Here is a 22,910-nt window from a genome sequence, read left to right as displayed (position 1 = left end):
ATAGATTTAGCATATTACTTATTAGGAATAAATCATGACCATTAAACTTGGTATTGTAATGGACCCTATCGCGGACATTAATATTAAAAAAGACTCTAGTTTTGCCATGTTACTTGAGGCGCAATCTAGAGGTTATGAACTTTATTATCTAGAAATGGGTGACCTATTTTTATTAGGTGGTCGTGCATTCGGTAATGCTAAACCATTGTCAGTAAAAGATGATGCCAATGACTTTTATAAATTGGGCGATGAGCAAACGATGCCATTGTCTGACTTAAACGTTATTTTAATGCGTAAAGATCCACCATTTGATACTGAATTTGTTTATTCCACTTATATGTTAGAACGTGCGGAAGACGAAGGCTCATTAATCGTTAACAAGCCACAAAGTTTGCGTGACGCGAACGAAAAGTTATTTACTAGTTGGTTTTCAGAATTTACACCACCAACATTGGTAACTCGTTCAGACAAACAAATTAGAGCGTTTTACGCTGAGCATAAAGACATTATCCTTAAGCCGTTAGATGGCATGGGTGGCTCGTCTATTTTCAGAGTAAAACCACAAGATCCAAACCTAGGCGTTATTATCGAGACCTTAACCAACTTAGGGACCAATTACGCTATGGTTCAAGCCTTTATCCCGGATATTTCAAACGGTGATAAGCGCATATTAATTGTTGACGGTGAACCTATGCCTTACTGCTTGGCTCGTATTCCAGCAAAAGGCGAAACCCGTGGTAACTTAGCTGCAGGTGGCCGAGGTGAAGCTAGACCATTAAGTGAATCTGACTGGAAAATAGCCCGAGCTATTGGCCCTAAATTAAAAGAGAAAGGTCTTATATTTGTTGGTTTAGATGTAATTGGTGAAGGTGTTACGGAAATTAACGTAACTAGCCCAACTTGCATTAAAGAGATTGAAGCTGCATACGACATTAGCATTACAGGTCATTTATTTGATGCTATTGAACGTCGTTTAGACGCTAAAAAAACAGATTCCAAATAAAGTTAGTTACAAAGGGAAGTAATATGCCAAATAAACATTCATCAATGACCAGTTTAGCCAATCAGTTTTTGGTTGCTATGCCAGCATTGGACGACTCGTATTTTAGTCGAAGTGTTATTTATATTTGTGAGCATGATGATGAAGGTGCAATGGGTTTAGTGATCAATAAAAGTACTGACATTGCCATCAATACCGTTTTATTGGAAATGCATATTACTGACGAAGATGTAGATACAGAAGCTACCGTTGAACTAGACAGTAATAATGTGATGTCTGGCGGACCTGTACACACTGACCGTGGGTTTATATTGCACAATGGTCATAATGAGTGGTCTTCAAGCTTAAAGCTAGATGATCAGATTAATGTTACGACTTCCAAAGATATTCTAGAGAATTTAGCCACTGATGCAGGTCCGGAAAAATACTTAATGACATTAGGTTATGCTGGTTGGACTGCTGGTCAGTTAGAGCAAGAACTAGTTGATAATACTTGGTTAACTATTGACGCGTCACCAGATCTGATCTTTGATACTCCAATTGAAGATCGTTGGGAAGCCGCCGTGCAAAAACTAGGTATTAATGTTGAGCAGTTAACGGCCTTTTCAGGTCATGCTTAGGTTTTTATCATTGTTATTAATAATAGAATTAATGAACGACTAGTGGATAAAATTAATGGATGTTAAAACGGTAATTGGAGTCGACTTTGGTACAGGCTCCATTGGTTTTGCCATAGGTCAAATGCTAACGGGCACAGCATCTCCTTTAAAAGCCTTTAAAGCAAAAGACGGTGTACCTAATTGGGATGACGTAGCTAAATTATTAACTGAGTGGCAGCCTGACTTAGTGGTGGTTGGTTTACCGCTAAATATGGATGGCACGGATCAAGAGATCACCGTTCGCGCCCGTAAATTTGCTAATCGTTTACATGGTCGTTTTGGGGTTCAAGTGACCACACACGACGAACGCTTAACCACGGTAGATGCAAAAGCAACTCTGTTTGAACGTGGTGGCTACAAGAATTTAAAAAAAGGTAACATTGACGCTCAGTCTGCAGCTGTTATTTTAGAAAGCTGGTTTGAGAGTCAATATTAGCCCCAAAGAAACAGTAAAGAACAGAGTAGAAGAAACTGACATATACCAAACATGCGCTAGAATGACATGATAAAAATATTAATTAAGGATTAATTAGAATGAGTAAAACTGCGTTAATTATTGGAGCCACAGGCTTAGTCGGCCAACAGCTAACGGAACAGTTATTACTTGATGGTAATTACCAAACCGTGCATGTATTTGTGCGTAATTTAATTGCCTTACCTGACAATGCCGATCCCCAAAACAAACTTATTCAGCATATTGTTGATTTTAATAATATGAGTAATTGGCAAGCCAAGCTTGTTGGTGATGAACTATTCTGCTGTATTGGCACCACGTTAAAACAAGCTGGTAGCAAACTGCTACAAACAAAAATTGACTTAAAAATCCCAACTGAAATTGCACGTTATGCACGTCAAAATGACGTTAATAAATTTATTATTGTAAGCTCGGCAAACGCCAATCCAAAGTCTTCTTCGTTTTATTTACAACTTAAAGGTCAACTAGAGCAAAACCTAATAGAGCAAAATTGGCCACAATTGATCATTGTTCGTCCTTCGTTTTTATCTGGTAAACGCAATGAATTTAGGCTGGGTGAGAAAGTTGCTATTTGGTTATTTTCATTTTTACAGTTTGTGCCATTTATAAAACGATACAAACCAATAACAGGGGAACAGCTAGCTAAAAAAATGCGCTTATTGGCAAATGATCATGTACAGGTTGAAACGGATATAATAGAAGTTGATAAAGTTGTAATTAAACAATTAGATCAGTTATTTTAATATGATCAAGTTATTCTTTTCTTGTGTGAATTTTATGGAAACCCATTTTTTTCTCTAGCAATAAAGATAACTAATGTATGAATACACTGAGTTTCACTCGTAATAGTTGATTTGGCATCATCAGCTAGATTATTTAACATCATAGCTGCACCGTAAAGACAGGTTTCACTTGAGTGAGGTCTATAAGTTTTTAACACTGAAATGCTTGTTGTTACTACGTAGGTGCTTTTGAGCAGCTGGGTCTACCTCATCGTCTTCTAAAAAAGAGTCCAATTTCACCGTTATTAAGGCAAACATAACGACACTAAATATAACTAAACCACCAATTACATATAACCACTTCAGCTTCATAAGTACTTCAATTTATTGACAATAAGCTCAAAAACTATACAAATAAGTAGCAGTAAAGCCAAGCGTTTGATTTTTGTACTGCGTTATTCCTTATTTTTGTAAGCCTATATCTATACATTATTTTATAAAATAAACTTTTCTAGCTTAAAATTTAGCTCTTCTACTCTATGTACCAAACCACCAATCAATTTGTCTTTAATTTTATCTCTGAGTGTAACGGGCATTAGTTTTAGGGTTTTATGATCGATTAACATAACCACCACATCTTCACTGGCAATTACAGAAGCACTGCGTTTTTCATTTAAGATAAATGCAACTTCACCAAATACCTGTCCTGGTTCTAACTCCGCGACTGTTTTTCCACTGGAGGTTTTAACATCTAACATTCCACTCATTAACATGAAAAACTCATCGCCATGTTCTCCATACTCAATTAGATATTCGTCTTTACGATAACTCCTAACTTTTATTAACTGTTTCTCTACTAAGCTGTTTCGATCTTTAAGTTCTAAACACCGGAAAAAATCTAAGCGATTCATCAGTTGTTTCAATTTAGCAGCGGATAAATGTTTAATTTCTTTCATGAATTTTACTTTCAATTAGCTATGCTTAATTAATGAGCACTAAGTAAATCATATTTTGTAACTTTACGTCTAAGTTATTTAAAAAAAATGCTTAATTAGGGGTGTATTTTCATACTAAATTAGAGTAAAAACGTAATCAGCTACGATCAACAAAAATAATAAGAGAATTTTTAAATATGAATAACGATGAAAGGCCAATGTTAACTGGCGCCCAAATGGTGGTTAAATCTTTAGAAGATCTGGGTGTTAAGTATCTATTTGGTTATCCAGGTGGGGCTGTTTTAGATATATACGATGCCTTATTTGAGCACCAATCAATTGAACATATTCTTGTTCGTCATGAACAAGCGGCTGTACACGCAGCAGATGGTTATGCACGCTCAACTGGTGATGTCGGCTCTGTACTCGTTACTTCAGGTCCTGGCGCTACTAATACTATTACTGGTATTGCTACTGCTTATATGGACTCAATACCTCTTGTTGTTTTATCTGGTCAAGTCCCTACTACCGTTATTGGTGAAGATGCATTCCAAGAAACGGATATGGTTGGCTGTTCACGCCCTATTGTTAAACACAGTTTTTTAGTTAAACGTGCTGAAGATATTCCAGAAGCAATTGCTAAAGCATATTACATTGCTCGCACTGGCCGTCCGGGCCCAGTTGTTGTCGACTTACCAAAAGATATAGTAAGTCCATTAATTAAAGCACCTTATTATTTACCGAAAGAAATTAACATTCGCTCTTATAAACCTTCTACTAAAGGTCATCCACGCCAAATTAAAAAAGCAGTAGACGTATTATGTAAAGCGAAACGCCCAGTTTTATATACCGGCGGCGGCATAATATCAGCAGAAGCATCTGCTGAACTAACAGCACTAGCTGAAAAGTTAAATGCACCAGTTACTAATACTCTTATGGGCTTAGGTGGAATATCTGGCGTTCATCCTCAATATGTCGGTATGTTAGGTATGCATGGAACTTATGAAGCCAATAAAACGATGCACAATGCTGATGTAATATTTGCAGTGGGGGCTCGCTTTGATGACCGAGTTACCAATAACGTTACAAAATTTTGCCCTAATGCCACTATTGTTCATGTTGATGTTGATCCAACTTCAATCTCAAAAACAATTCAGGCACACGTTCCTGTTGTTGGTGAAGCAAAGCGTGTATTACAACAAGTTCTAGAGTTGATGGAACATGAAAATGTTACCAATGACAAAGATGAAATGGCCAGATGGTGGAATCAAATTGACCAATGGCGCGAAGTAGATAGCTTAGGTTATACAAAATCTGCTGATAAAATAATGCCTCAACAAGTTGTTGAATGTTTATATGAAGTAACTAATGGTGATGCTTATGTAACGTCCGATGTTGGTCAACATCAGATGTTTGCCGCTATGTATTATCCATTTAAAAAACCACGTCAATGGATAAACTCTGGTGGTTTAGGCACTATGGGCTTTGGTTTACCAGCCGCTATGGGCGTGAAGTTAGCTTTCCCTGACAGTTATGTTGCTTGTGTTACAGGCGATGGTTCTATTCAAATGAATATTCAAGAACTCGCTACCTGTATGCAATATGGTATTCCGGTTAAAATCATAAATATTAATAACAGCTCGTTAGGTATGGTTAAACAATGGCAGTCTATGTTTTACGACGGCCGTCATTCTCACTCTTATATGGACTCATTGCCTGACTTTGTAAAATTAGCAGAAGCTTATGGCCATGTAGGAATGCGTGTGTCCGATCCTAGAGAACTTAAAAGTGTAATGGAAAAAGCCTTCGCAATGAAAGATAAGTTAGTTTTCTTAGACATTAATGTTGACCCATCCGCACATGTATATCCTATGCAAGTTAAAGGTGGCACTATTGACGATATGGTATTGGCTTCTAAAGATGGGGAGAACAAGTAATGCGTCGTATTTTATCTATCCTATTAGAAAATGAACCTGGTGCTTTATCAAGAATTGTTGGCCTGTTTTCACAACGTGGTTATAACATTGAAAGTTTGACCGTAGCTAAAACAGATGATGAGTCTCTGTCTCGTATAACCATTAGCACAAGAGGCGATCAGCGCGTGCTAGAACAAATAACTAAGCAAGTTAACAAGCTAGTTGATGTATTAAAGGTACGTGAGCTTACTGAACGCCCTAATGTTGAACGTGAAGTTGTTCTGGTAAAAATGCTAGCTGAAAACAATGAACAACGTGAAGAGATAAAACGTTGCTCTGATATTTTCCGTGGACAAATCATTGATGTTACTGCCAAAGTTTATACAGTACAGCTACTTGGCACGTCAGAGAAAGTAGAAGCTTTTATTGATGTTATGCGTGAAAATGGCAGCATTATTGAAACAGTACGTTCTGGTGTAGTTGGCATTGGCCGTGGTGATAAAGCTTTAAAGCCTTAAAGCTTAAAAGCTGTAAGCTGTAAGTTGTAAGTTGTAAGTTAGAAAGTAATAGAAGCCCTAAAGCTCATAAAAAAAACCATTTAATATTAATTAAATGGCTTTTTTGTTGTATTTAGAAACTTTAAGAGTTAATAGAAATTAATCAATTTCATCTAAAAACGCATCGTCAAATTCAACTTCTTTTTTAAGTGGTGGATTACCATCATGAATTTTAAAGTTCTGGTTTTGGAAATACACTTCCTTAACAAAAATGTAACTGTCGGTTGAACTATTGATCATGCTTTCTTGCTGTAATAAATCAGCACGAGTGTAAACAGCTTTCACGCCTAACTTAAGTAATGACTCTGGCACTGATAATAAATACAAAGGGAAGATCATGCCATCAACAAAGTCACCAGTTAAATCTCGAGCCGTTGTAGGCCCATAACCTGGGATCATTGCATAAGGTCCATTACCAACACCAGCAACCGCCATCGTTTGGCCAAAATCTTCTTTATGTTGTTCTAAACCAATATATTTAGCCACATCAAAAATACCAAGAATTCCAACGGTAGTATTAATAGCAAAACGCCCCACTGCTTTGCCTGATTTTTTAAGTTTACCTTGAAACAAACTATTTAATGCATAACCTGGTTCTTCAAGGTTAGTCACAAAGTTTCTAACACCTGTTTGCGCAGGACGAGGTAAATATTCAGAATAACCAACCGCTAACGGGCGTAATAAATACTTGTCTAATATATTCCAGTTAAAGTCCCACAACTCACGGTTAACGGTTTCAAACGGGTCTCTTGGATCTGAAAAATCTTCAACAACGACTTCACCGTTGGTTGCGGCTTGTTGTTGTCGTTCTGAATTACTTGTACATGCGGTCGTCAACAAAAGTAGTAGAATTAACAAAGCAATTCGATTAAAAGACGACATTATTTATATTCCTCATTGATAATAACTGTATTGATAGCTTCTGAATTTGAGGTATCAATATTAATTTTCTTACCTTGCCAATCACCTAGTTCAAAAGGCGCATTATCATCCACAGATAAACGGGCAAAGACACTAACTGTTTTATAATCTGATAATTTTTGCCCCGGTATCATCATGTCAGAATCTGACAAAGTGACTATGGTTGGCATTGTAGAAATAGGTAGTTTTTTCACCGCTATTGGCATCGGCATTTTATCAGTTTTAGCGAACACAAATAAATAATGAAAACGAACCATCTTATTCTTTAACTCAGCTGGAATATTAACAGATATCTGAATTGAAGGTGTTTTTTCTGATAAGTTTGTAGGCGATGATTTTGATAACATAGATAGTTTTTTATTTATGAAGTCCAATCTATCTTGAATAGCGCCAATTCTAGGATCGTTTTTATCTAATATTTGTAAGGCAAAATCAAAACCTTTTTTAGCAACATCGTAACGTTCTAACATCAGGTTACCTTCACCAAATAAAATAATGGCTAGTTCATTATCAGGTTTTAGGGTTAACGCTTCCTGTAATAAAGATAACGAGCGCTTTATATCAAACTCTTCACCTTTAATTTGTAATGCTTGAGCAAGACTCACTGTATTAGATACGTTATTATTTTGCATATTATACGATTTTTCAAACGCCGATATTGCACCATCTACATCTTGTAATGACAACAATACTCGGCCTAATAACATCCAACCAATATGATCTTCTTTGGTTGCTAATTTAGTACGTAAGCCTAATGCAAATTCTCTTAATTCTTGTTCTGATACCTGAGAGTCTAAGTTTTGAATCACTCTTTTACTAAGCTCTGGCATTTTGGCTAATGTTTGCTGCCAATCATCAACTTGTTGATAAAGTCCTTTATTAATATAAAACACAGAAACGATAATTAATAAACAAGCTGTAGCGGCATATAAATAAGGTTTATATACACGACTATCAACCACAGAATTAGAGTTATCGGTTTGTACTGTAGTTAGCTCATCTTTTGCCGTTAGCTTTAACTCGGTCAATGCTTCTTGATATTCTTGCTCTGTATATTTTTCCGCGGCATATTCTTTTGCTAGTTCTTTTTCACGAGCATGGAACCAGCTTGATGCTTGTTCTGCTTTACTGACTTTAATTTTATAAGAAATAAATGGAAAGAATACAAAAACACAGGCAATTAACAGCATTAATAACGCGGGTAGCCAAAAAGAAGTGATCATTGTTTATTGTCCTTACTGCTATTATCTACTGAGCTGCCATCTAATGTGTTGCTTTCTAGTAATAGTTCTAATTCTCGGTCTAGTTGACCAGAGTCTAATTGTACTGCACCAGTCTCACTCACGTTTACATCGTTTTTTGATTTACTACGTTTAACTTGTAGAACAACAGCAAATAAAATAAACCCTATTGGCATTAACCATAACAAGCTAGTTGCCACATTTAACGGTGGTTGATAATGAGCAAACTGCCCATAACGGTTGATCATATATTGAATAACCTGTTCTTTATCTTGACCTTCATCCAACAAAGCTTTTACTTTTACCCGCATATCTTTGGCTACAACGGCATTTGAGTCTGCAATGTTTTGATTCTGACACTTAGGACATCTAAGCTCCGCAGTTAGTTCTAAATAAGTTGATTTTTGTTGTTCTGATTTAAAGGTGATTTGATCTTCCGTTGCGTTAGCAACACAAACAAAGAACATTAAACTAAATAAGACAGTTAACTTTTTCATTGATTGATCTCATTCCAAATTGGCGCTAATTTCTCTCGCCAAATACGTTCATTAACGTCCCCCATATGATGCATACGAATAATACCGTTAGCATCAACCAAGAAGGTTTCTGGCGCGCCCGTTACACCCAAGTTGAGTGACAAACTGCGGTCTAGATCTAAAATATTGTATTGATAAGGGTTGCCTAAACGCGCCAACATATCTTTAACTTCAACTCTTATTGCTGGAATATCGGCAAATTGACCAAACTCAGGCGCATAGTTTTGGTCGTAATAAAGACCAACTATTTTCACGTCATATTCATTGGCTAATTTAGCTAAATACGGTAATTCGTATTTACAGGTTATGCACCATGTACCCCATACATTAATGAGTACGGCTTCATTTAATAAGGTTTTTTCTGTATGTTGCTTTGAATCATCATACAAATCTGGTAACTGAAACTGTGGGAATGCTTTGCCAATTAACGCTGAATCACGCTCTCTAGGATCGCTAAACAGACCTTTTAATAAAACAGCTAATAACAATACAAACAGTATTAAAGGAACTAGACGAAAATTAAACTTTTTAGTCGTCATCTCTTACCCCTTAGCCAAAGCTTTTTTATTACGATAACGACGGTCAAATAAAGTTAAAAATCCACCAAGAGCGACAATAATGCCCCCTAACCAAATCCAACGAATATAAGGTTTAACGTAAATTCTTAAAGCCCAAGCGCCATCAGGTAAACGTTCACCTAAGGAAATATAAATATCACGGAAGAAACCCGCATCGATAGCGGCTTCCGTCATGGTATTACGTTGTACTGGATAAAAACGTTTTTCCGCATGCAATTCCGCAACAAATTTATTTTGTTTAGTAATATAAATCTCAGCGGCCCAACCTTCATAATTTGGCCCTTTGATATTATTAATTTGTTCAAAGGTAAATTCATAACCTTTTAATTCTGCTGAGTCACCAATATTCATTTTAACGTCACGCTCTACTGAATATTGTGAGGTTAACCCCACACCGGCAAGAATAAATGCAATACCTATATGACCTAACACCATTGAAAAGTGACTTAACGGTAATTTACTAAACGAAACCTTATTTAAGGTCTGTTTTAATTCCAAAGCGGTAAACAGCATAATCCAAATGAATAATGTCGCTCCCAACAAAGCAAGTGGCTTAATTTCATCAAACTCAGCAAACAGCCAAGTTAAGCTAAGCGTTAAACTAATTGCGATAACAACCAAAGGTTTAGCTATAAAGTTGTTTAACTTATCTTGTTTCCAACGAACTAAAGGCGCAATACCTAGCAGTAAGGCAAACGGAACAATCAAGTAAGTAAACATTTGATTAAAGAATGGTTCGCCAATGGAGATAGTACCTAAACCAATTTGTTTATGGACTAAAGGCAACAAGGTTCCCATTAACACAACCATAGTTGCAGCAACTAACAATACGTTATTACTCCACAACATAGACTCGCGCGAGAATACTGAAAACTTACCAAAGCTTTTAATATTGCCAGCCTTTAAGCTATACAGTAATAAACTGCCACCTATTACCAAAGTTAATAATACTAAAATAAATACGCCTCGTTCTGGATCAGTAGCAAATGCGTGTACCGATACAATAACGCCAGAACGTACTAAAAAGGTTCCTAACAAGCTTAATGAAAATGCTGCTATCGCTAAGAATACTGTCCAACTTTTAAAGGCATTTCGTTTTTCGGAAACAGCTAGAGAATGCAATAATGCGGTAGCGACTAGCCAAGGCATAAAGGCTGCGTTTTCAACTGGATCCCAAAACCACCAGCCGCCCCAGCCAAGTTCTGAATAAGCCCACCAAGAACCGATTGTTAAGCCTAATGTTAGAAAAGCCCAAGCTGCTGCAGTCCAAGGACGTGACCATTTAGCCCAAGTTGAGTCTAAGTTACCACTTAATAACGCAGCAATAGCAAACGCAAACGCAATAGATAAACCAACATATCCCATATACAACAATGGTGGATGAATGATCATCCCTATGTCTTGTAGTAATGGGTTTAAGTCACGGCCGTCAATTGGAAAATAAGGTAAAGTGCGTTCAAATGGATTTGAAGAAATAATGATATAAGCGTAGAAACCAACACTTATCCAACCTAATACTGTTAATACACGAGTACGCATATCCACAGGTAAACCTTTTGAGAAGATAGCAACGGCGAAAGACCAACCTGATTGCATTAACAACCAAAGTAAAAACGATCCTTCATGGCTTCCAAAACTTGCCGCAAATTTATAATGAATTGGCAATAATGAATTTGAATTTTGCGCCACATTAACAACCGTAAAATCATCGGTTAAAAAAGCATAAGCCAAGCACGCAAAAGAGAATAAGGTAAACACAAACAAACCAATGGTAAGGTTTGGCGCCATAGCCATCAAACGCGTATTGTTTTGTTTTAAACCTATAGCGGGAAATATCGACAACAAAATACTAAATGCAAACGCGATATATAAAGCAAAATTACCAAGTTCTGGGATCATAATTTTTTCTTGTTATTTAATTCATTAAAATAAAGCAGGTACGTTAATACTGCCTCTAATTCACTCGTTAATATGCTGGCTTAGCACCTTCTTCATATTTAGGCTTAACGTGTTTAATGCCTTTCATTTTTTCTGCTAATTCTGGCGGCATATATTCTTCATCATGTTTCGCTAATACTTCACTTGCTTCAATAGTATCAAAAGCGATTAAAATTCCTTGAGCAACAATGCCCTGCCCTTCACGAAATAAATCTGGCAAAATCCCGTTGTATTTGATGGTTACCATAGGACCGGTGTCTGCTAACTTAAATTGCACATCTAAATTAGTTTCACTACGGACAACACTGCCTTCTACAACCATACCACCAATTCTAAGACGTTGGCCTATTTGTGGTTTTGCACCAGTTTTTCCATTACCAAGATCTTTACCTTCTAGTATTTCACTTGGCGTATAAAACAAATCTATATTTTGTTGTAACGCATACAGCATGGAGCCAATGGCTGCGCCTAACAGAATAACTAAAGAAACAATTATAAATAGTCTTTTCTTTCTACGAGGATTCATTATTTTCAATCTTATTTTATTAATTGGTTTATATTAAATTGGTTCTATTGAGCTAGCTTTTATTCAGCTACTTTTTATCAAATAGGGCTTGAGCATTGGCAACTTTAGCTTGAGATATTTTATCTGCTCGTTCTTGCTCTATACGTAACAAACGTAAGGTTCGATTTTTTGCAGTGCAAGAATGTACAATTAACATCAGCAAAACTGCAAAAACAATAGCAACAGATGACCATACATATGCGCCATAACCGCCCATCGCTAATACTTCAGTAAAAGAATTAAACTGCATTCTATTTCCCCTTCACTAATGAAGTCGCTTCAGTAGACGATTGTTCCACTAGCGCTTTCACCCAAGGTCTACGGGCGTCGTTAATAAGAATTTGATTCGCCAGTCTTAAGCAGGTAATGGCAGCCAATATAAATAAGAAACCAGCAATATTAAGTAACAGCGGCCATAACATATCAGGTGAAATTGATGGTTTATCAAATTTAGTAATAGACGCGCCTTGATGTAACGTATTCCACCACTCTACTGAGTAATGAATAATAGGCACATTAACCACACCAACAATAGCAAGGATAGAGGCCGCTCTTGCTGCAGTTCGCTTATCTTCAAATGAGTTATAAAGCGCAATAACGCCTAAGTATAAAAACAATAAGATTAACTCTGAGGTTAATCTTGCATCCCAAACCCACCAAGCGCCCCACATAGGTTTGCCCCAAACTGCGCCGGTAACTAAGGCTAAAAAGGTAAACGCGGCACCAACGGGAGCAATAGCATATACGGCTAGTTCAGCATTTTTTATTTGCCAAACAATACCAACCATTCCACAAATAGCCATTGAGGTATAAGCGCCCATAGACCAAATAGCGGTAGGCACATGAAAATAAATAATACGAAAACTATCACCTTGCTGATAATCCGCAGGGGCATATAACAAGCCCCAAATAGAGCCGGCTATTAATGTAATTGCAGCCAACCAGGAAAAGTAAGGCAATAAGCGATAACATAAATTATATGCTGTCTCAGCTTTTGCGTATGGATGTAACCATTTCCACATAAATCAATTCACCGTATTCTTTAAAGCGGCTGCAATAGCAACCGGTGCGAAAAAACAACTCACTAATAACATACTAACTAAAATGGCCAATTGTCCTGAATAATCCATATTGAAACTGGCCGCTTCAATTAACGAGGTAGCAAAAATTAATACCGGTATATATAGCGGTAAAACTAATAAACTCAATAGCACGCCCCCCTGATTTAAACTGACCGTTAACGCATTACCTATCGCGCCAACAAACAATAAAATAGGTGTACCGATTAATAAACTCAACATTAGCGCTGGAATAACCTGACTTTCGACATTCATCAACAAAGCTAAAACCGGTGATATTAACAGGAGTACGGAACATGAGATAAACCATGCGGCTAATAATTTTGCAGCAACTAACAAAGACATAGGCACAGTAGACAACAACCAAGCTTCAATAGTTCCCTCTTGGAAGTCTTGTCTAAATAACCGGTCGACCACTAACATAATCGCTAATAACGCAGCAATCCAAATAACACCAGGGCCTATCATTTGTAATGTCTTTGGCGCTGGCGATATGCCAAGTGGGAATAATGTCACCACGATAAGAAAAAAAACCATAGGTTGGATAATTTGCGAAGGTTTTTGCCAAGCAAGTTTTAACTCACGTACAAAAATAGCTTTAAAGGCTATCCAGTAAGACAATTGAGCTTGGGGAAGATTAGAATTCATTACATCTCCCCACTTATATTGCCACCAAGTTTGAGCTTAATGAGTTGCTCAAAATTTTGAGATAAGTCTTGATGCGTGGTAATTAATACCATGCCACCATTTTGTAAATGTTGCTGAAAACGCTGTTGCAATAAATCAACACCATTTTTGTCTATTGCGGTGAAAGGCTCATCTAATATCCAAAGTTTAGTATTAGTTAACCAAAGCCGAGCTAATGCAACACGTCTGTGTTGTCCTGCTGATAGTGAGTGACATGGAATGTGTTCAAGGCCAGTTAACCCAACCATTGCTAAAGCAGATTCAAAATCTAAGTTTGATGTGGGATTTAACACAGCCCAGAATTCTAAATTTTGCCAAGGGGTTAAATCCGAATTAATAGCAAACTTATGACCTAGAAATAAAACTTGCTGTAAAAATAGTTCAGCTTGTTGTGTCGTTGACTCGCCTGCCCAAAAGATCTTACCTTCATCCGGTCGGAACAAGCCTAAGATGGCTCGTAACAAAGTCGATTTACCTGCGCCATTTGGCCCTTCGATTTGACAGATCTGATGATCAGACAAAACAAAATTAAGCTCTGCAAACAAACAGCGATTTTGACGAAAACAGGTTAAACCTTGAACTTCAAGCAAAACAACAACTTACTCTATTTATAAAATTACCAAATTGTAACACAGGGTATTAGTCGCTTTATAGACTTTAATAAGTTAATTTACCAATTCAGAAGTAGTAGCGGTTATCTTAATTTGAAATTATTTAGTTCGCTGCATAAACACTAAATTCAGGAAGTATGAATGTTTAATAAAACCACGTCTTTCAAAAACATCCCTTTTAAAACCGTTCTAGTGGTTTTTATAAGTACGTTAATGATAACCGCTTGTGTTAGCCCTGCTGACAGAACTATTGTAAAAATAAATTCAAAAGATGATATCCCTGATATCACTCAAAAATATGCACCACAGCTTAGCCAGTTGAAAGTGGGCATGAGCAAAAGCCAAGTTATTGGTTTATTTCCGGGGATGGAAAGAGAATGTTATGAATCTGGAGTATGTCATTTCACTGTTTTTGATGAAAGGTTTATTCAAATAGATAAACGTGTGGGCGATTTAGACTTGTTAACTACATCACTGGTTTCACTTTTGGCTCTCACATGCATATTAAGTACAGATGACTGTAATAAAGCGGTAATTGCCACCCTTAACGTGGTGATAGCTTCTGCGGTCGGGCATAACAGAATATATTCGTCACCAACAGATGAAAGAGTCTTAACATTATTGCAATGGATAAATGTTGAATTTGTCGATAACAAGGTTAAGCAGTGGGCGATTAATGAACCTTTACCGCAATTTATTCCTAAATCTTTTGAAAATAAATTACCTAATCTTGAAGATGCCCTAAAGTAATAAAGACTGTAGATTAATAAAAACACAACTATGAATATTAATTCACTTTATTTGCATTTTTATTGTTTACATCTACACTATTATCTGTGATTATTCAGTCAAATATGATTAATAAAAGATTTACAGTAGTAACTTAAATGGTAAACACAAATAAAATACCTTGCGTTGTTTTTGGCGCAAGTGGTTACGCCGGTGTTGAATTGGCAAAAATGATTATCAATCATCCTATATTTACCTTAGAAGCATTGTTTGTTTCTGAACATAGTAATGATGCCAACAAGTTATTATCAGACCTTTATCCTAAGTATAAAGGTCTACTCGATTTCCCCCTTGTTCCTGGTGGAAAGACCAACCTTGAGGCCCTGACATCATCTTTAAGTAGTGTTGACAAGGGGCTTGTTTTTTTAGCCACTCCACATGAATTCAGTCATGATATTGCCTATTCTTTATCGGCAAAAAACATAACTGTATTGGACTTATCTGGTGGCTTCCGTTTACAAGACCCTGAGATGTATCCGCAATATTATGGTTTCTCACATAAATATGCAGATAAATTAAACTCTATTCCATATGGATTACCTGAATGGAACGCTCATAATTTAAAAGACCAAGCGCTTATTTCATTACCAGGTTGTTATCCAACAGCTTCGCAAATGGCAATAAAACCATTAGTTCAACATAATTTATTAACTGAAGCTTGTGTGCCGGTTATTAATGCAATTAGTGGCGTTAGTGGTGCAGGTAGAAAAGCAGCGCTAGGCACTAGCTTTTGTGAATTAAGTTTAAAACCTTACAATTTATTTGTGCATCGTCATGCACCAGAGATTTGCCAAGAAGTGGGGAGAAAAGTCATATTCACGCCTCATGTGGCTAATTTTGACCGCGGCATACTTGCAACTATAGTTATGCAAGTAAAAGGCGGTACTACACTAGATCAAATTAATGCTGCATTTGAGTCACAATACGCAGACAAACCATTAATACGTTTACGTTCTGAGCCTCCACATATTAATGATGTGGCTTACACCCCTTTTTGTGATCTGTACTGGCAACTGGATGGTACGGATTTAATTGTTATAAGTGCGATAGATAACGTACTTAAAGGTGCGTCTTCTCAAGCCATTCAATGCGCCAATATTATTTGTAATTTACACGAAGGACTTGGTTTATTACCTAGTGCTCAAACGCAAGGGGCTGCATAAAAGTGAACGGAATAAGCCCTATTGTTTTTAAACTCGGCGGTGAAGCACTCACTGACAAAACAGCTTTAGCTGAATTTTTACAACAAGCCGCTAATATTAAAAAAGTGCGTCCTGTGGTTATTGTTCATGGTGGCGGACCTCAAGTTGAAGACATGATGTCGGCAACTCAATTGAGCACAACCAAAGTAGATGGAGTTCGTGCCACGCCATTAACTCATTTACCATTTGTGGTTGGTGCATTAGCGGGTGTCGCAAGCCAACAACTTTTAGCCGCTTGTAAAGCACAAAATCTTAATGCAGTTTCATTAAGTTTAGCCGATGCTGACTTATTTAATGCACAAGTTAAATCTGAAGTATTAGGTGCGGTTGGGCAAGTAAGTCCAAATAATCCAAATGCTATTCAAGCTCTATTAGAAAGCGGCTTTGTGGTATTAATTAATTCTATTGGCTGTGATCCACAAGGCCAAACTCTAAATATTAATGCCGACGATGCCGCTGTTGCTACTGCACAGCTGTTACGAGCTGAGCTATGCTTGTTAAGTAATGTGCCAGGCGTATTGAATGCAAATAAACAACTAATCAATTCCCTCGATAAAGAGTCCATCGAAAGCCTTATTAACTCAGGAGTAATTCGTGACGGTATGGTAGTGAAAGTAAACGCTGCCTTTGAAGCCTCACGATTATTACGACGACCTGTACATATTGGCAGTTGGCAAGATTCTAGCGCGTTAAGCAGGTTGCATTTGTCTGAACAAATACAACTCGGCACTCAAATAAACGCGTAATAAGAGAAACATAATAAATTAAATACAGGTTTTAAAATGACTTTATACAATCAGTCAGTGTTAGGTGACTTAGATCTTACACCAACACAAGTACGAGAAATTCTAACATTAGCAATTGACATGAAAGCAACACCAGAAAAATATGCTGATGCATTAAAAGGCAAATCAATTGCCACTTTATATGAAAAACCATCGCTAAGAACCCGCGTTAGTTTTGATGTAGGTATTAATAAACTAGGCGGACACGCGGTTTATTTAGACTTACAAAATGGCGCAATGGGCAAACGTGAAGATGTTGCTGATTTTGGCGCTAATTTATCTTGTTGGTGTGACGCCATTGTTGCACGCGTTATGTCGCATTCGACATTAATCACATTAAAAGATGCGGCTTCTGTTCCAGTTGTAAATTCATTATGTGATTTATATCACCCTTGCCAAGGCTTGGCTGATTATATGACTTTACAAGAGTTATTTGGTGAGCTGAAAGGATTAACCTTAGCTTATGTTGGTGATGGTAATAATGTTACTCATTCACTGATGTTAACTGGCGCGCAGTTAGGTGTGAATTTAGTTGTATTAACACCTGAAGGTTATGGCGTTGATAAAGATATCATTGAACAAGCTAATAAATTAGCTAATGATAATGACTGCACAATCACTATGACCAATGATGTTAATGCATTAGGTAAGGTAGATGCTATATATGCAGACACTTGGATATCGATGGGTGATGGCAAAAGTTTAGAGCAAATTATAGATACCTTTAAGCCGTTTCAAATTACTAAAGATTTAATGCAGTCAGCCAATGCTAAATATTTTATGCATTGCCAGCCTGCTCACAGAGATGAAGAAGTGACTGCTGAGGTTTTAGATTCAGAGCAATCTGTTATTTTAAGACAAGCAGAAAATAGAATGTGGGCTCAAAACGCCCTGCTTCACACTCTACTAGTTAAATGAAGCAATAAAATAAAACTTATTATAAAGCTAGTGACATAAACGTTAGCTAAAATCAATTTAGAATTTAAAGATTAAGAGAACAATAATGGCTATTGCACAAAATAAAGAAATTAAAAAAATCGTACTAGCGTACTCAGGTGGCTTAGATACTTCAGCAATCATTCCTTGGTTAAAAGAACAATATGGCGAAAGCGTAGAAATAATCGCATTTGCTGCCAATGTTGGTCAAGGCGATGATGAACTTGAAGGCATTGAAGCAAAAGCTATCGCATCTGGTGCTAGTGAATGTCACGTTTTAGATTTACAAGAAGAGTTTGTAAACGACATCATCTTCCCGACATTAAAAACTGGCGCAATTTACGAAAGTGAATATTTGTTGGGTACGTCTTTAGCACGTCCTGTTATTGCAAAAGCTCAAGTTGAGCTTGCATTAAAACTAGGTGCTGACGCGGTATGTCACGGTTGTACTGGTAAAGGTAATGACCAAGTTCGTTTTGAAAGCACCTTTGCTGCTTTAGCACCGCATTTAACCGTTATTGCGCCTTGGCGTGAGTGGGACATGGAAAGTCGTGAAGACTTATTAGCTTATTTAGCTGAGAAAAATGTTCCTACAACAGCAAGTGCTACAAAAATTTATAGCCGTGATGCAAACCTTTGGCATATCTCTCACGAAGGTGGCGAGTTAGAAGATCCGTGGCAAGAGCCGACAGAGCAAGTTTGGACTTGGACTAAATCTCCTGAACAAGCTCCAGATAAAGCTGAGTACGTAGAACTTAGTTTCTTACATGGTGAGTTAACAACGGTAAATGGTAAAAAACTATCTGGCGTAGATGCGATTTCATTATTAAACAATATTGGCGCAGAGCACGGTGTTGGTCGTATTGATATTGTAGAGAATCGTTTAGTTGGTATGAAATCTCGTGGTTGTTATGAAACCCCAGGTGGCACAATTTTATTCAAAGCGTATAAAGGTCTAGAAACATTAATTTTAGATAAAATGACTTTGAAATACCGTGAAGAACTTGGTCATGAATTTTCACATTTGTTATACGATGGTCGTTGGTTTACCCCTTTATGTGGTGCTATATTGGCTGGTGCAAATGCATTAGCGCAAGACGTAACAGGTGATGTTGTTCTTAAGCTTTATAAAGGTACTGCGTCTGTTGTTAAAAGACGTTCACCAAACAGCTTATATTCAGAAGACTTTGCAACTTTTGGTGCAGATGATGTTTATAATCAAAAACACGCTGAAGGTTTTATTCGTTTATTTAGCCTATCAAGCAGAATTAAAGCGCTAACTAAATAATAGTTAGCTTTAGTACTGAACATTTTATATTAAAAAACTCAGGTTAATGCTAATTGTATTAACTTGAGTTTTCACATTTTTGCGGCGGAGTAATTTATGAGTTTATGGGGTGGACGCTTTAAAGAAAAAGCGAGCTTACAATTTAAGAAATTTAACGATTCATTGCCTGTGGACTACCGCATGGCGGTACAAGATATTGTAGGTTCTATTTCTTGGGCCCGTGCTTTAAACACAGTCGGCGTATTGTCAAACGACGAAGTAACTCGACTAACTCAAGCGTTAGAAGAATTAAAAGAGTCGGTTGAAAACAATCCACAACAAATTCTTGAGGCTGACTCAGAAGACATTCATAGCTGGGTTGAAATTCAACTTATTGAAAAAACCGGCGACCTTGGTAAAAAATTACATACTGGCCGTTCTCGTAACGACCAAGTAGCTACCGACTTAAAACTTTGGTGTAAAGAAAAAGGCGATGAAATATACGTTGCTTTAGTTAACTTACAACAATCAATGTTAGATTTAGCTGAACGTGAACGTAACACTGTTTTGCCGGGTTATACCCATTTACAACGCGCTCAGCCGGTTACATTTGGTCACTGGTGTTTGGCTTATGTTGAAATGTTTAATCGTGATATTGGTCGTTTAAGAGATGCATTATACCGTTTAGATACTTCGCCTTTAGGTTCCGGTGCTTTAGCGGGAACAGCGTATCCGATTGACCGTGAAATGCTTGCTCATCATTTAGGTTTTAGAACCGCAACCTTAAACAGCTTAGATGCAGTTTCTGATAGAGATCATGTAATTGAGCTTTTATCGACAGCCAGTATTTCAATGATCCATTTATCGCGTTTTGCTGAAGATCTTATTTTTTATAACTCTGGTGAAGCCGGTTTTGTTGAAATGAGTGACTTAGTAAGTTCTGGATCATCGTTAATGCCACAAAAGAAAAACCCAGATGCTTGTGAGCTTATCCGTGGTAAATCTGGTCGAGTTACAGGCTCATTAACCGCTATGTTAATGACGATGAAAGCTTTACCTCTTGCATATAACAAAGACATGCAAGAAGACAAAGAAGGCTTATTTGACGGCTTAGATACATGGCAAGAATGTATGGAAATGGCAACTTTGGTTGCTGAAGGTTTAACGGTAAACCGCAAACGTACATTAGCCGCAGCCCAACAAGGTTATGCTAATGCCACAGAATTAGCGGACTATCTAGTAAGTAAGGACATACCATTTAGAGAAGCTCACCATATTGTTGGTGAAGTAGTTTTAGATGCGATTGATAAAGAAGTGCCACTTGAAGAGCTAACACTTGCGCAATTACAAAAATTTAGTGACCGCATTGAAGATGATGTTTATCAACATTTATCAATAGAGTCGACATTAGATAAACGCGAGGCATTAGGTGGAACGTCACGTCAGCAAGTAGAGAAAGCACTGGCTGATGTACAAACCGGCCAAAAGTCGATACTTAATGCTCAAGTTGTAGGAGCTCCAGGTAAGTCACGTATTAATGGTGCATTAAAGCAGGTACAACAACGTTTAAATGCGACTAAAGCAGCAGTGACATCAGTACGTCGTGCACGTATGTCAGACTCTGCAGTTATTTTTGAACTAGTAAATTACTGGGCTAATAAAGGCGAAATACTCCCTAGAAGCCAAGATAATATTATTCACGATATTCAAAACTTTGTGGTGGCTGAAGTTGGCGGACAAGTGGTTGGTTGTGCTTCGTTATATATTTATGAGAAATGTTTAGCAGAGATACGCTCAATTGTTGTAGATAAAGATTGTCATCAACAGGGACAAGGCGTTGCGTTAGTTCAATACTTATTAGAGTTTGCACATCAAATGGAACTTAAAGACATTATTGTTTTAACTTACATTCCAACTTACTTTGAAAAACTTGGTTTTGGTATTATTGAAAAAAGCAGTTTAGCTGACAATATTATTGAAGACAGTGAGCCTACTGAGCTTAAAGATCCAAATAGCGAAGTAGCAATGAAATATACCCTTAGTCAGGTTTAACTTGTAATTTACACTGGCTTTTAAATTTTAAATAGCTTCTGTAATTGAGAATTATTAGTAATGGTTAATAATAAAAATTTCGTAAAGTGGTTTAGAAACTCAGCCCCTTACATTAATGCACACAGAGATAAGACTGTGGTATTAATGCTTTCGGGCGAGGCTGTACAGCATCCTAATTTTGCTAACATTATTCATGACATTGCGCTTATGCATAGTTTAGGGATGAAATTGGTTATTGTGCACGGAGCCAGACCTCAGATTGAAGAGCGTATTGCTCAGCGTGGACTTGAATGTAAAATTGAAAACAATGTGCGAGTTACAGATGCTGAAACTCTAGTTGCGGTAAAAGATGCAACTGGCTCGCTACGTCTGCACATTGAAGCACTGTTAACCATGGGATTGTTAAATTCACCTATGCACGGCTCAAAAATTCGAGTCAGCACTGGTAATTTTATTATTGCCAAACCTATTGGTGTTAAAGATGGTGTGGATTTTAAATACACGGGCTGTGTTCGTAGAGTTGATGAGTACGGTATAAATACTCAATTAGGCTTTGGTTCAATAGTTTTACTTTCACCTATTGGTTACTCGACTACCGGCGAAGTATTTAACTTAGCACTTGAAGACGTTGCGACACAAACTGCAATTGCCCTCAATGCCGATAAGCTGATCACCTTTAGTAAAGATGAAGGACTTATTGATTCTACAGGCGAATTAGTACGTAGCTGTAGTATCCGTACAGTAAAAGTACTGGCCAGTGAACAAATACATGAACAAGAAAAGTACTTAGACCAGCTGTTGTTATTAAATGCAATTATAAAAGCGGGTGAAAATGGCGTTGAACGTTGTCATTGTGTTAGTTATCAAAGCGACACCGCATTACTTGAAGAGTTATTTACACCGGATGGTGCTGGTACATTGATAGCGAAAGATCATCGTGAACAGATGAGTACAGCGACTATTGATGATGTGGTTGGCATATTGGAATTAATCCAACCTTTAGAGCAAGAAGGTATTTTAGTTAAACGCTCTAGGGAGTTGTTAGAAAATGAAATCAATCGTTTTGTGGTATTAAAGAAAGAAGAAATGATAATTGCTTGTGCGGCTTTGTACTTGTATCCACAAGACAAATCTGCTGAATTAGCTTGTGTTGTTATTCATCCCGATTACCGAAAAGGCAATAGAGGACAGCGATTGATCAAAGCTGTTTCTGAAATAGCCAAAGAGCAAAATATTGAAACTATATTTGTATTAACAACGGTAAGTGGTATGTGGTTCCAAGAACAAGGTTTTATTGAAAGTACGATAGACGCTCTGCCTGAAGGTAAAAAGCAACTTTATAACTTCCAGCGGAATTCAAAAATACTTGTTAAATCAATCGATTAAACTAGAGGCTGTTTAGCTAGAAGTAAAATGAGCACATTAAGTGCTCATTTTTATTTTCTAATATCTGTTTATC

Annotated in this window: 25 protein-coding genes; 13 read left to right on the top strand and 12 right to left on the bottom strand. The window is 37.2% G+C overall.

Annotated features, from left to right (window positions below):
• Window positions 1-34: 34 nt before the first annotated feature.
• The 4 genes from gshB (at window position 35) to Q0940_RS08360 (ending at window position 2,877) form a co-directional block, all read left to right on the top strand.
• Entirely contained in the window at window positions 35-1,003 is a 969-nt protein-coding gene (gene gshB, locus Q0940_RS08375; protein ID WP_299266916.1) for a glutathione synthase, read from the top strand.
• Window positions 1,004-1,047: 44 nt separating this feature from the next.
• Window positions 1,048-1,620 (top strand): YqgE/AlgH family protein, encoded by a 573-nt coding sequence (locus Q0940_RS08370; protein WP_299266946.1) that lies wholly within the window; start codon window positions 1,048-1,050, stop codon window positions 1,618-1,620.
• Between the two features lie 55 nt (window positions 1,621-1,675).
• A complete protein-coding gene (gene ruvX / locus Q0940_RS08365; RefSeq protein WP_299266914.1) occupies window positions 1,676-2,095 on the top strand; it encodes a Holliday junction resolvase RuvX in 420 nt (139 codons plus the stop codon).
• A gap of 98 nt (window positions 2,096-2,193) precedes the next feature.
• Entirely contained in the window at window positions 2,194-2,877 is a 684-nt protein-coding gene (locus Q0940_RS08360; protein ID WP_299266912.1) for an NAD(P)H-binding protein, read from the top strand.
• 180 nt (window positions 2,878-3,057) lie between these two features.
• On the opposite strand, the gene Q0940_RS08355 is transcribed toward Q0940_RS08360, so the two are convergent.
• Both Q0940_RS08355 and Q0940_RS08350 read right to left on the bottom strand, forming a co-directional pair.
• Window positions 3,058-3,228 carry a hypothetical protein gene (locus Q0940_RS08355; protein ID WP_299266911.1) on the bottom strand — a complete coding sequence of 57 codons (171 nt, stop codon included), beginning with the start codon at window positions 3,226-3,228 and terminating at the stop codon, window positions 3,058-3,060.
• A 122-nt stretch (window positions 3,229-3,350) separates the two neighbouring features.
• Window positions 3,351-3,812, bottom strand: coding sequence for a cyclic nucleotide-binding domain-containing protein (locus Q0940_RS08350; RefSeq protein WP_299266908.1), 462 nt, complete (start codon window positions 3,810-3,812; stop codon window positions 3,351-3,353).
• A 176-nt stretch (window positions 3,813-3,988) separates the two neighbouring features.
• On the opposite strand from Q0940_RS08350, the gene Q0940_RS08345 reads away from it, so the two are divergent.
• A complete protein-coding gene (locus Q0940_RS08345; RefSeq protein WP_299266906.1) occupies window positions 3,989-5,728 on the top strand; it encodes an acetolactate synthase 3 large subunit in 1,740 nt (579 codons plus the stop codon).
• The gene (gene ilvN / locus Q0940_RS08340; RefSeq protein ID WP_299266904.1) at window positions 5,728-6,225 is read left to right on the top strand and encodes an acetolactate synthase small subunit; all 498 of its coding nucleotides are present in this window, start codon (window positions 5,728-5,730) and stop codon (window positions 6,223-6,225) included. The genes Q0940_RS08345 and ilvN overlap by 1 nt, the downstream gene beginning before the upstream one ends.
• A gap of 138 nt (window positions 6,226-6,363) precedes the next feature.
• Here ilvN and Q0940_RS08335 read toward each other — a convergent pair whose 3' ends face one another.
• The 10 genes from Q0940_RS08335 to ccmA all read right to left on the bottom strand — a co-directional run bounded on the left by Q0940_RS08335 (window position 6,364) and on the right by ccmA (window position 14,399).
• The gene (locus Q0940_RS08335; RefSeq protein WP_299266902.1) at window positions 6,364-7,146 is read right to left on the bottom strand and encodes a VacJ family lipoprotein; all 783 of its coding nucleotides are present in this window, start codon (window positions 7,144-7,146) and stop codon (window positions 6,364-6,366) included.
• A complete protein-coding gene (ccmI, locus tag Q0940_RS08330; RefSeq protein ID WP_299266899.1) occupies window positions 7,146-8,408 on the bottom strand; it encodes a c-type cytochrome biogenesis protein CcmI in 1,263 nt (420 codons plus the stop codon). Before ccmI ends, Q0940_RS08335 begins: the two co-directional genes overlap by 1 nt.
• A complete protein-coding gene (locus tag Q0940_RS08325) occupies window positions 8,405-8,923 on the bottom strand; it encodes a cytochrome c-type biogenesis protein (protein WP_299266897.1) in 519 nt (172 codons plus the stop codon). The genes ccmI and Q0940_RS08325 overlap by 4 nt, the downstream gene beginning before the upstream one ends.
• On the bottom strand, window positions 8,920-9,501 hold the full coding sequence (locus tag Q0940_RS08320; RefSeq protein ID WP_299266895.1) for a DsbE family thiol:disulfide interchange protein: 582 nt from the start codon (window positions 9,499-9,501) through the stop codon (window positions 8,920-8,922). Before Q0940_RS08320 ends, Q0940_RS08325 begins: the two co-directional genes overlap by 4 nt.
• Window positions 9,502-9,504: 3 nt before the next feature.
• The gene (locus Q0940_RS08315) at window positions 9,505-11,439 is read right to left on the bottom strand and encodes a heme lyase CcmF/NrfE family subunit (RefSeq protein WP_299266893.1); all 1,935 of its coding nucleotides are present in this window, start codon (window positions 11,437-11,439) and stop codon (window positions 9,505-9,507) included.
• Between the two features lie 67 nt (window positions 11,440-11,506).
• Window positions 11,507-12,004 carry a cytochrome c maturation protein CcmE gene (ccmE, locus tag Q0940_RS08310; protein WP_299266890.1) on the bottom strand — a complete coding sequence of 166 codons (498 nt, stop codon included), beginning with the start codon at window positions 12,002-12,004 and terminating at the stop codon, window positions 11,507-11,509.
• 67 nt (window positions 12,005-12,071) lie between these two features.
• Window positions 12,072-12,293: a heme exporter protein CcmD gene (gene ccmD / locus Q0940_RS08305; RefSeq protein WP_299266888.1), complete on the bottom strand. Its 222-nt coding sequence runs from the start codon at window positions 12,291-12,293 to the stop codon at window positions 12,072-12,074.
• Between the two features lies 1 nt (window position 12,294).
• Window positions 12,295-13,065, bottom strand: coding sequence for a heme ABC transporter permease (locus tag Q0940_RS08300; RefSeq protein ID WP_299266886.1), 771 nt, complete (start codon window positions 13,063-13,065; stop codon window positions 12,295-12,297).
• 3 nt (window positions 13,066-13,068) lie between these two features.
• Complete coding sequence (gene ccmB, locus Q0940_RS08295; RefSeq protein ID WP_299266884.1) at window positions 13,069-13,770, bottom strand: heme exporter protein CcmB; 702 nt, start codon at window positions 13,768-13,770, stop codon at window positions 13,069-13,071.
• Complete coding sequence (gene ccmA / locus Q0940_RS08290) at window positions 13,770-14,399, bottom strand: cytochrome c biogenesis heme-transporting ATPase CcmA (protein ID WP_299266882.1); 630 nt, start codon at window positions 14,397-14,399, stop codon at window positions 13,770-13,772. Before ccmA ends, ccmB begins: the two co-directional genes overlap by 1 nt.
• Window positions 14,400-14,561: 162 nt before the next feature.
• On the opposite strand from ccmA, the gene Q0940_RS08285 reads away from it, so the two are divergent.
• From Q0940_RS08285 to argA, 7 genes are all read left to right on the top strand, one after another.
• Window positions 14,562-15,170: a hypothetical protein gene (locus tag Q0940_RS08285; protein WP_299266880.1), complete on the top strand. Its 609-nt coding sequence runs from the start codon at window positions 14,562-14,564 to the stop codon at window positions 15,168-15,170.
• A 137-nt stretch (window positions 15,171-15,307) separates the two neighbouring features.
• The gene (gene argC / locus Q0940_RS08280) at window positions 15,308-16,372 is read left to right on the top strand and encodes an N-acetyl-gamma-glutamyl-phosphate reductase (protein ID WP_299266878.1); all 1,065 of its coding nucleotides are present in this window, start codon (window positions 15,308-15,310) and stop codon (window positions 16,370-16,372) included.
• A gap of 2 nt (window positions 16,373-16,374) precedes the next feature.
• Window positions 16,375-17,157 carry an acetylglutamate kinase gene (argB, locus tag Q0940_RS08275; RefSeq protein WP_299266876.1) on the top strand — a complete coding sequence of 261 codons (783 nt, stop codon included), beginning with the start codon at window positions 16,375-16,377 and terminating at the stop codon, window positions 17,155-17,157.
• Between the two features lie 36 nt (window positions 17,158-17,193).
• Window positions 17,194-18,114 carry an ornithine carbamoyltransferase gene (locus Q0940_RS08270; RefSeq protein ID WP_299266874.1) on the top strand — a complete coding sequence of 307 codons (921 nt, stop codon included), beginning with the start codon at window positions 17,194-17,196 and terminating at the stop codon, window positions 18,112-18,114.
• Window positions 18,115-18,199: 85 nt separating this feature from the next.
• A complete protein-coding gene (locus Q0940_RS08265) occupies window positions 18,200-19,420 on the top strand; it encodes an argininosuccinate synthase (protein WP_299266872.1) in 1,221 nt (406 codons plus the stop codon).
• A 96-nt stretch (window positions 19,421-19,516) separates the two neighbouring features.
• On the top strand, window positions 19,517-21,451 hold the full coding sequence (gene argH, locus Q0940_RS08260; protein ID WP_299266870.1) for an argininosuccinate lyase: 1,935 nt from the start codon (window positions 19,517-19,519) through the stop codon (window positions 21,449-21,451).
• A 60-nt stretch (window positions 21,452-21,511) separates the two neighbouring features.
• The gene (gene argA / locus Q0940_RS08255) at window positions 21,512-22,837 is read left to right on the top strand and encodes an amino-acid N-acetyltransferase (protein ID WP_299266868.1); all 1,326 of its coding nucleotides are present in this window, start codon (window positions 21,512-21,514) and stop codon (window positions 22,835-22,837) included.
• The last annotated feature ends 73 nt before the right edge of the window (window positions 22,838-22,910 follow it).

This window comes from uncultured Psychrosphaera sp. (assembly GCF_947500655.1).
Classification (GTDB): Bacteria; Pseudomonadota; Gammaproteobacteria; order Enterobacterales; family Alteromonadaceae; genus Psychrosphaera.
The sequence above is the reverse complement of the archived record's forward strand: the minus strand, read 5'-3'. Positions and strand labels throughout refer to the sequence as shown.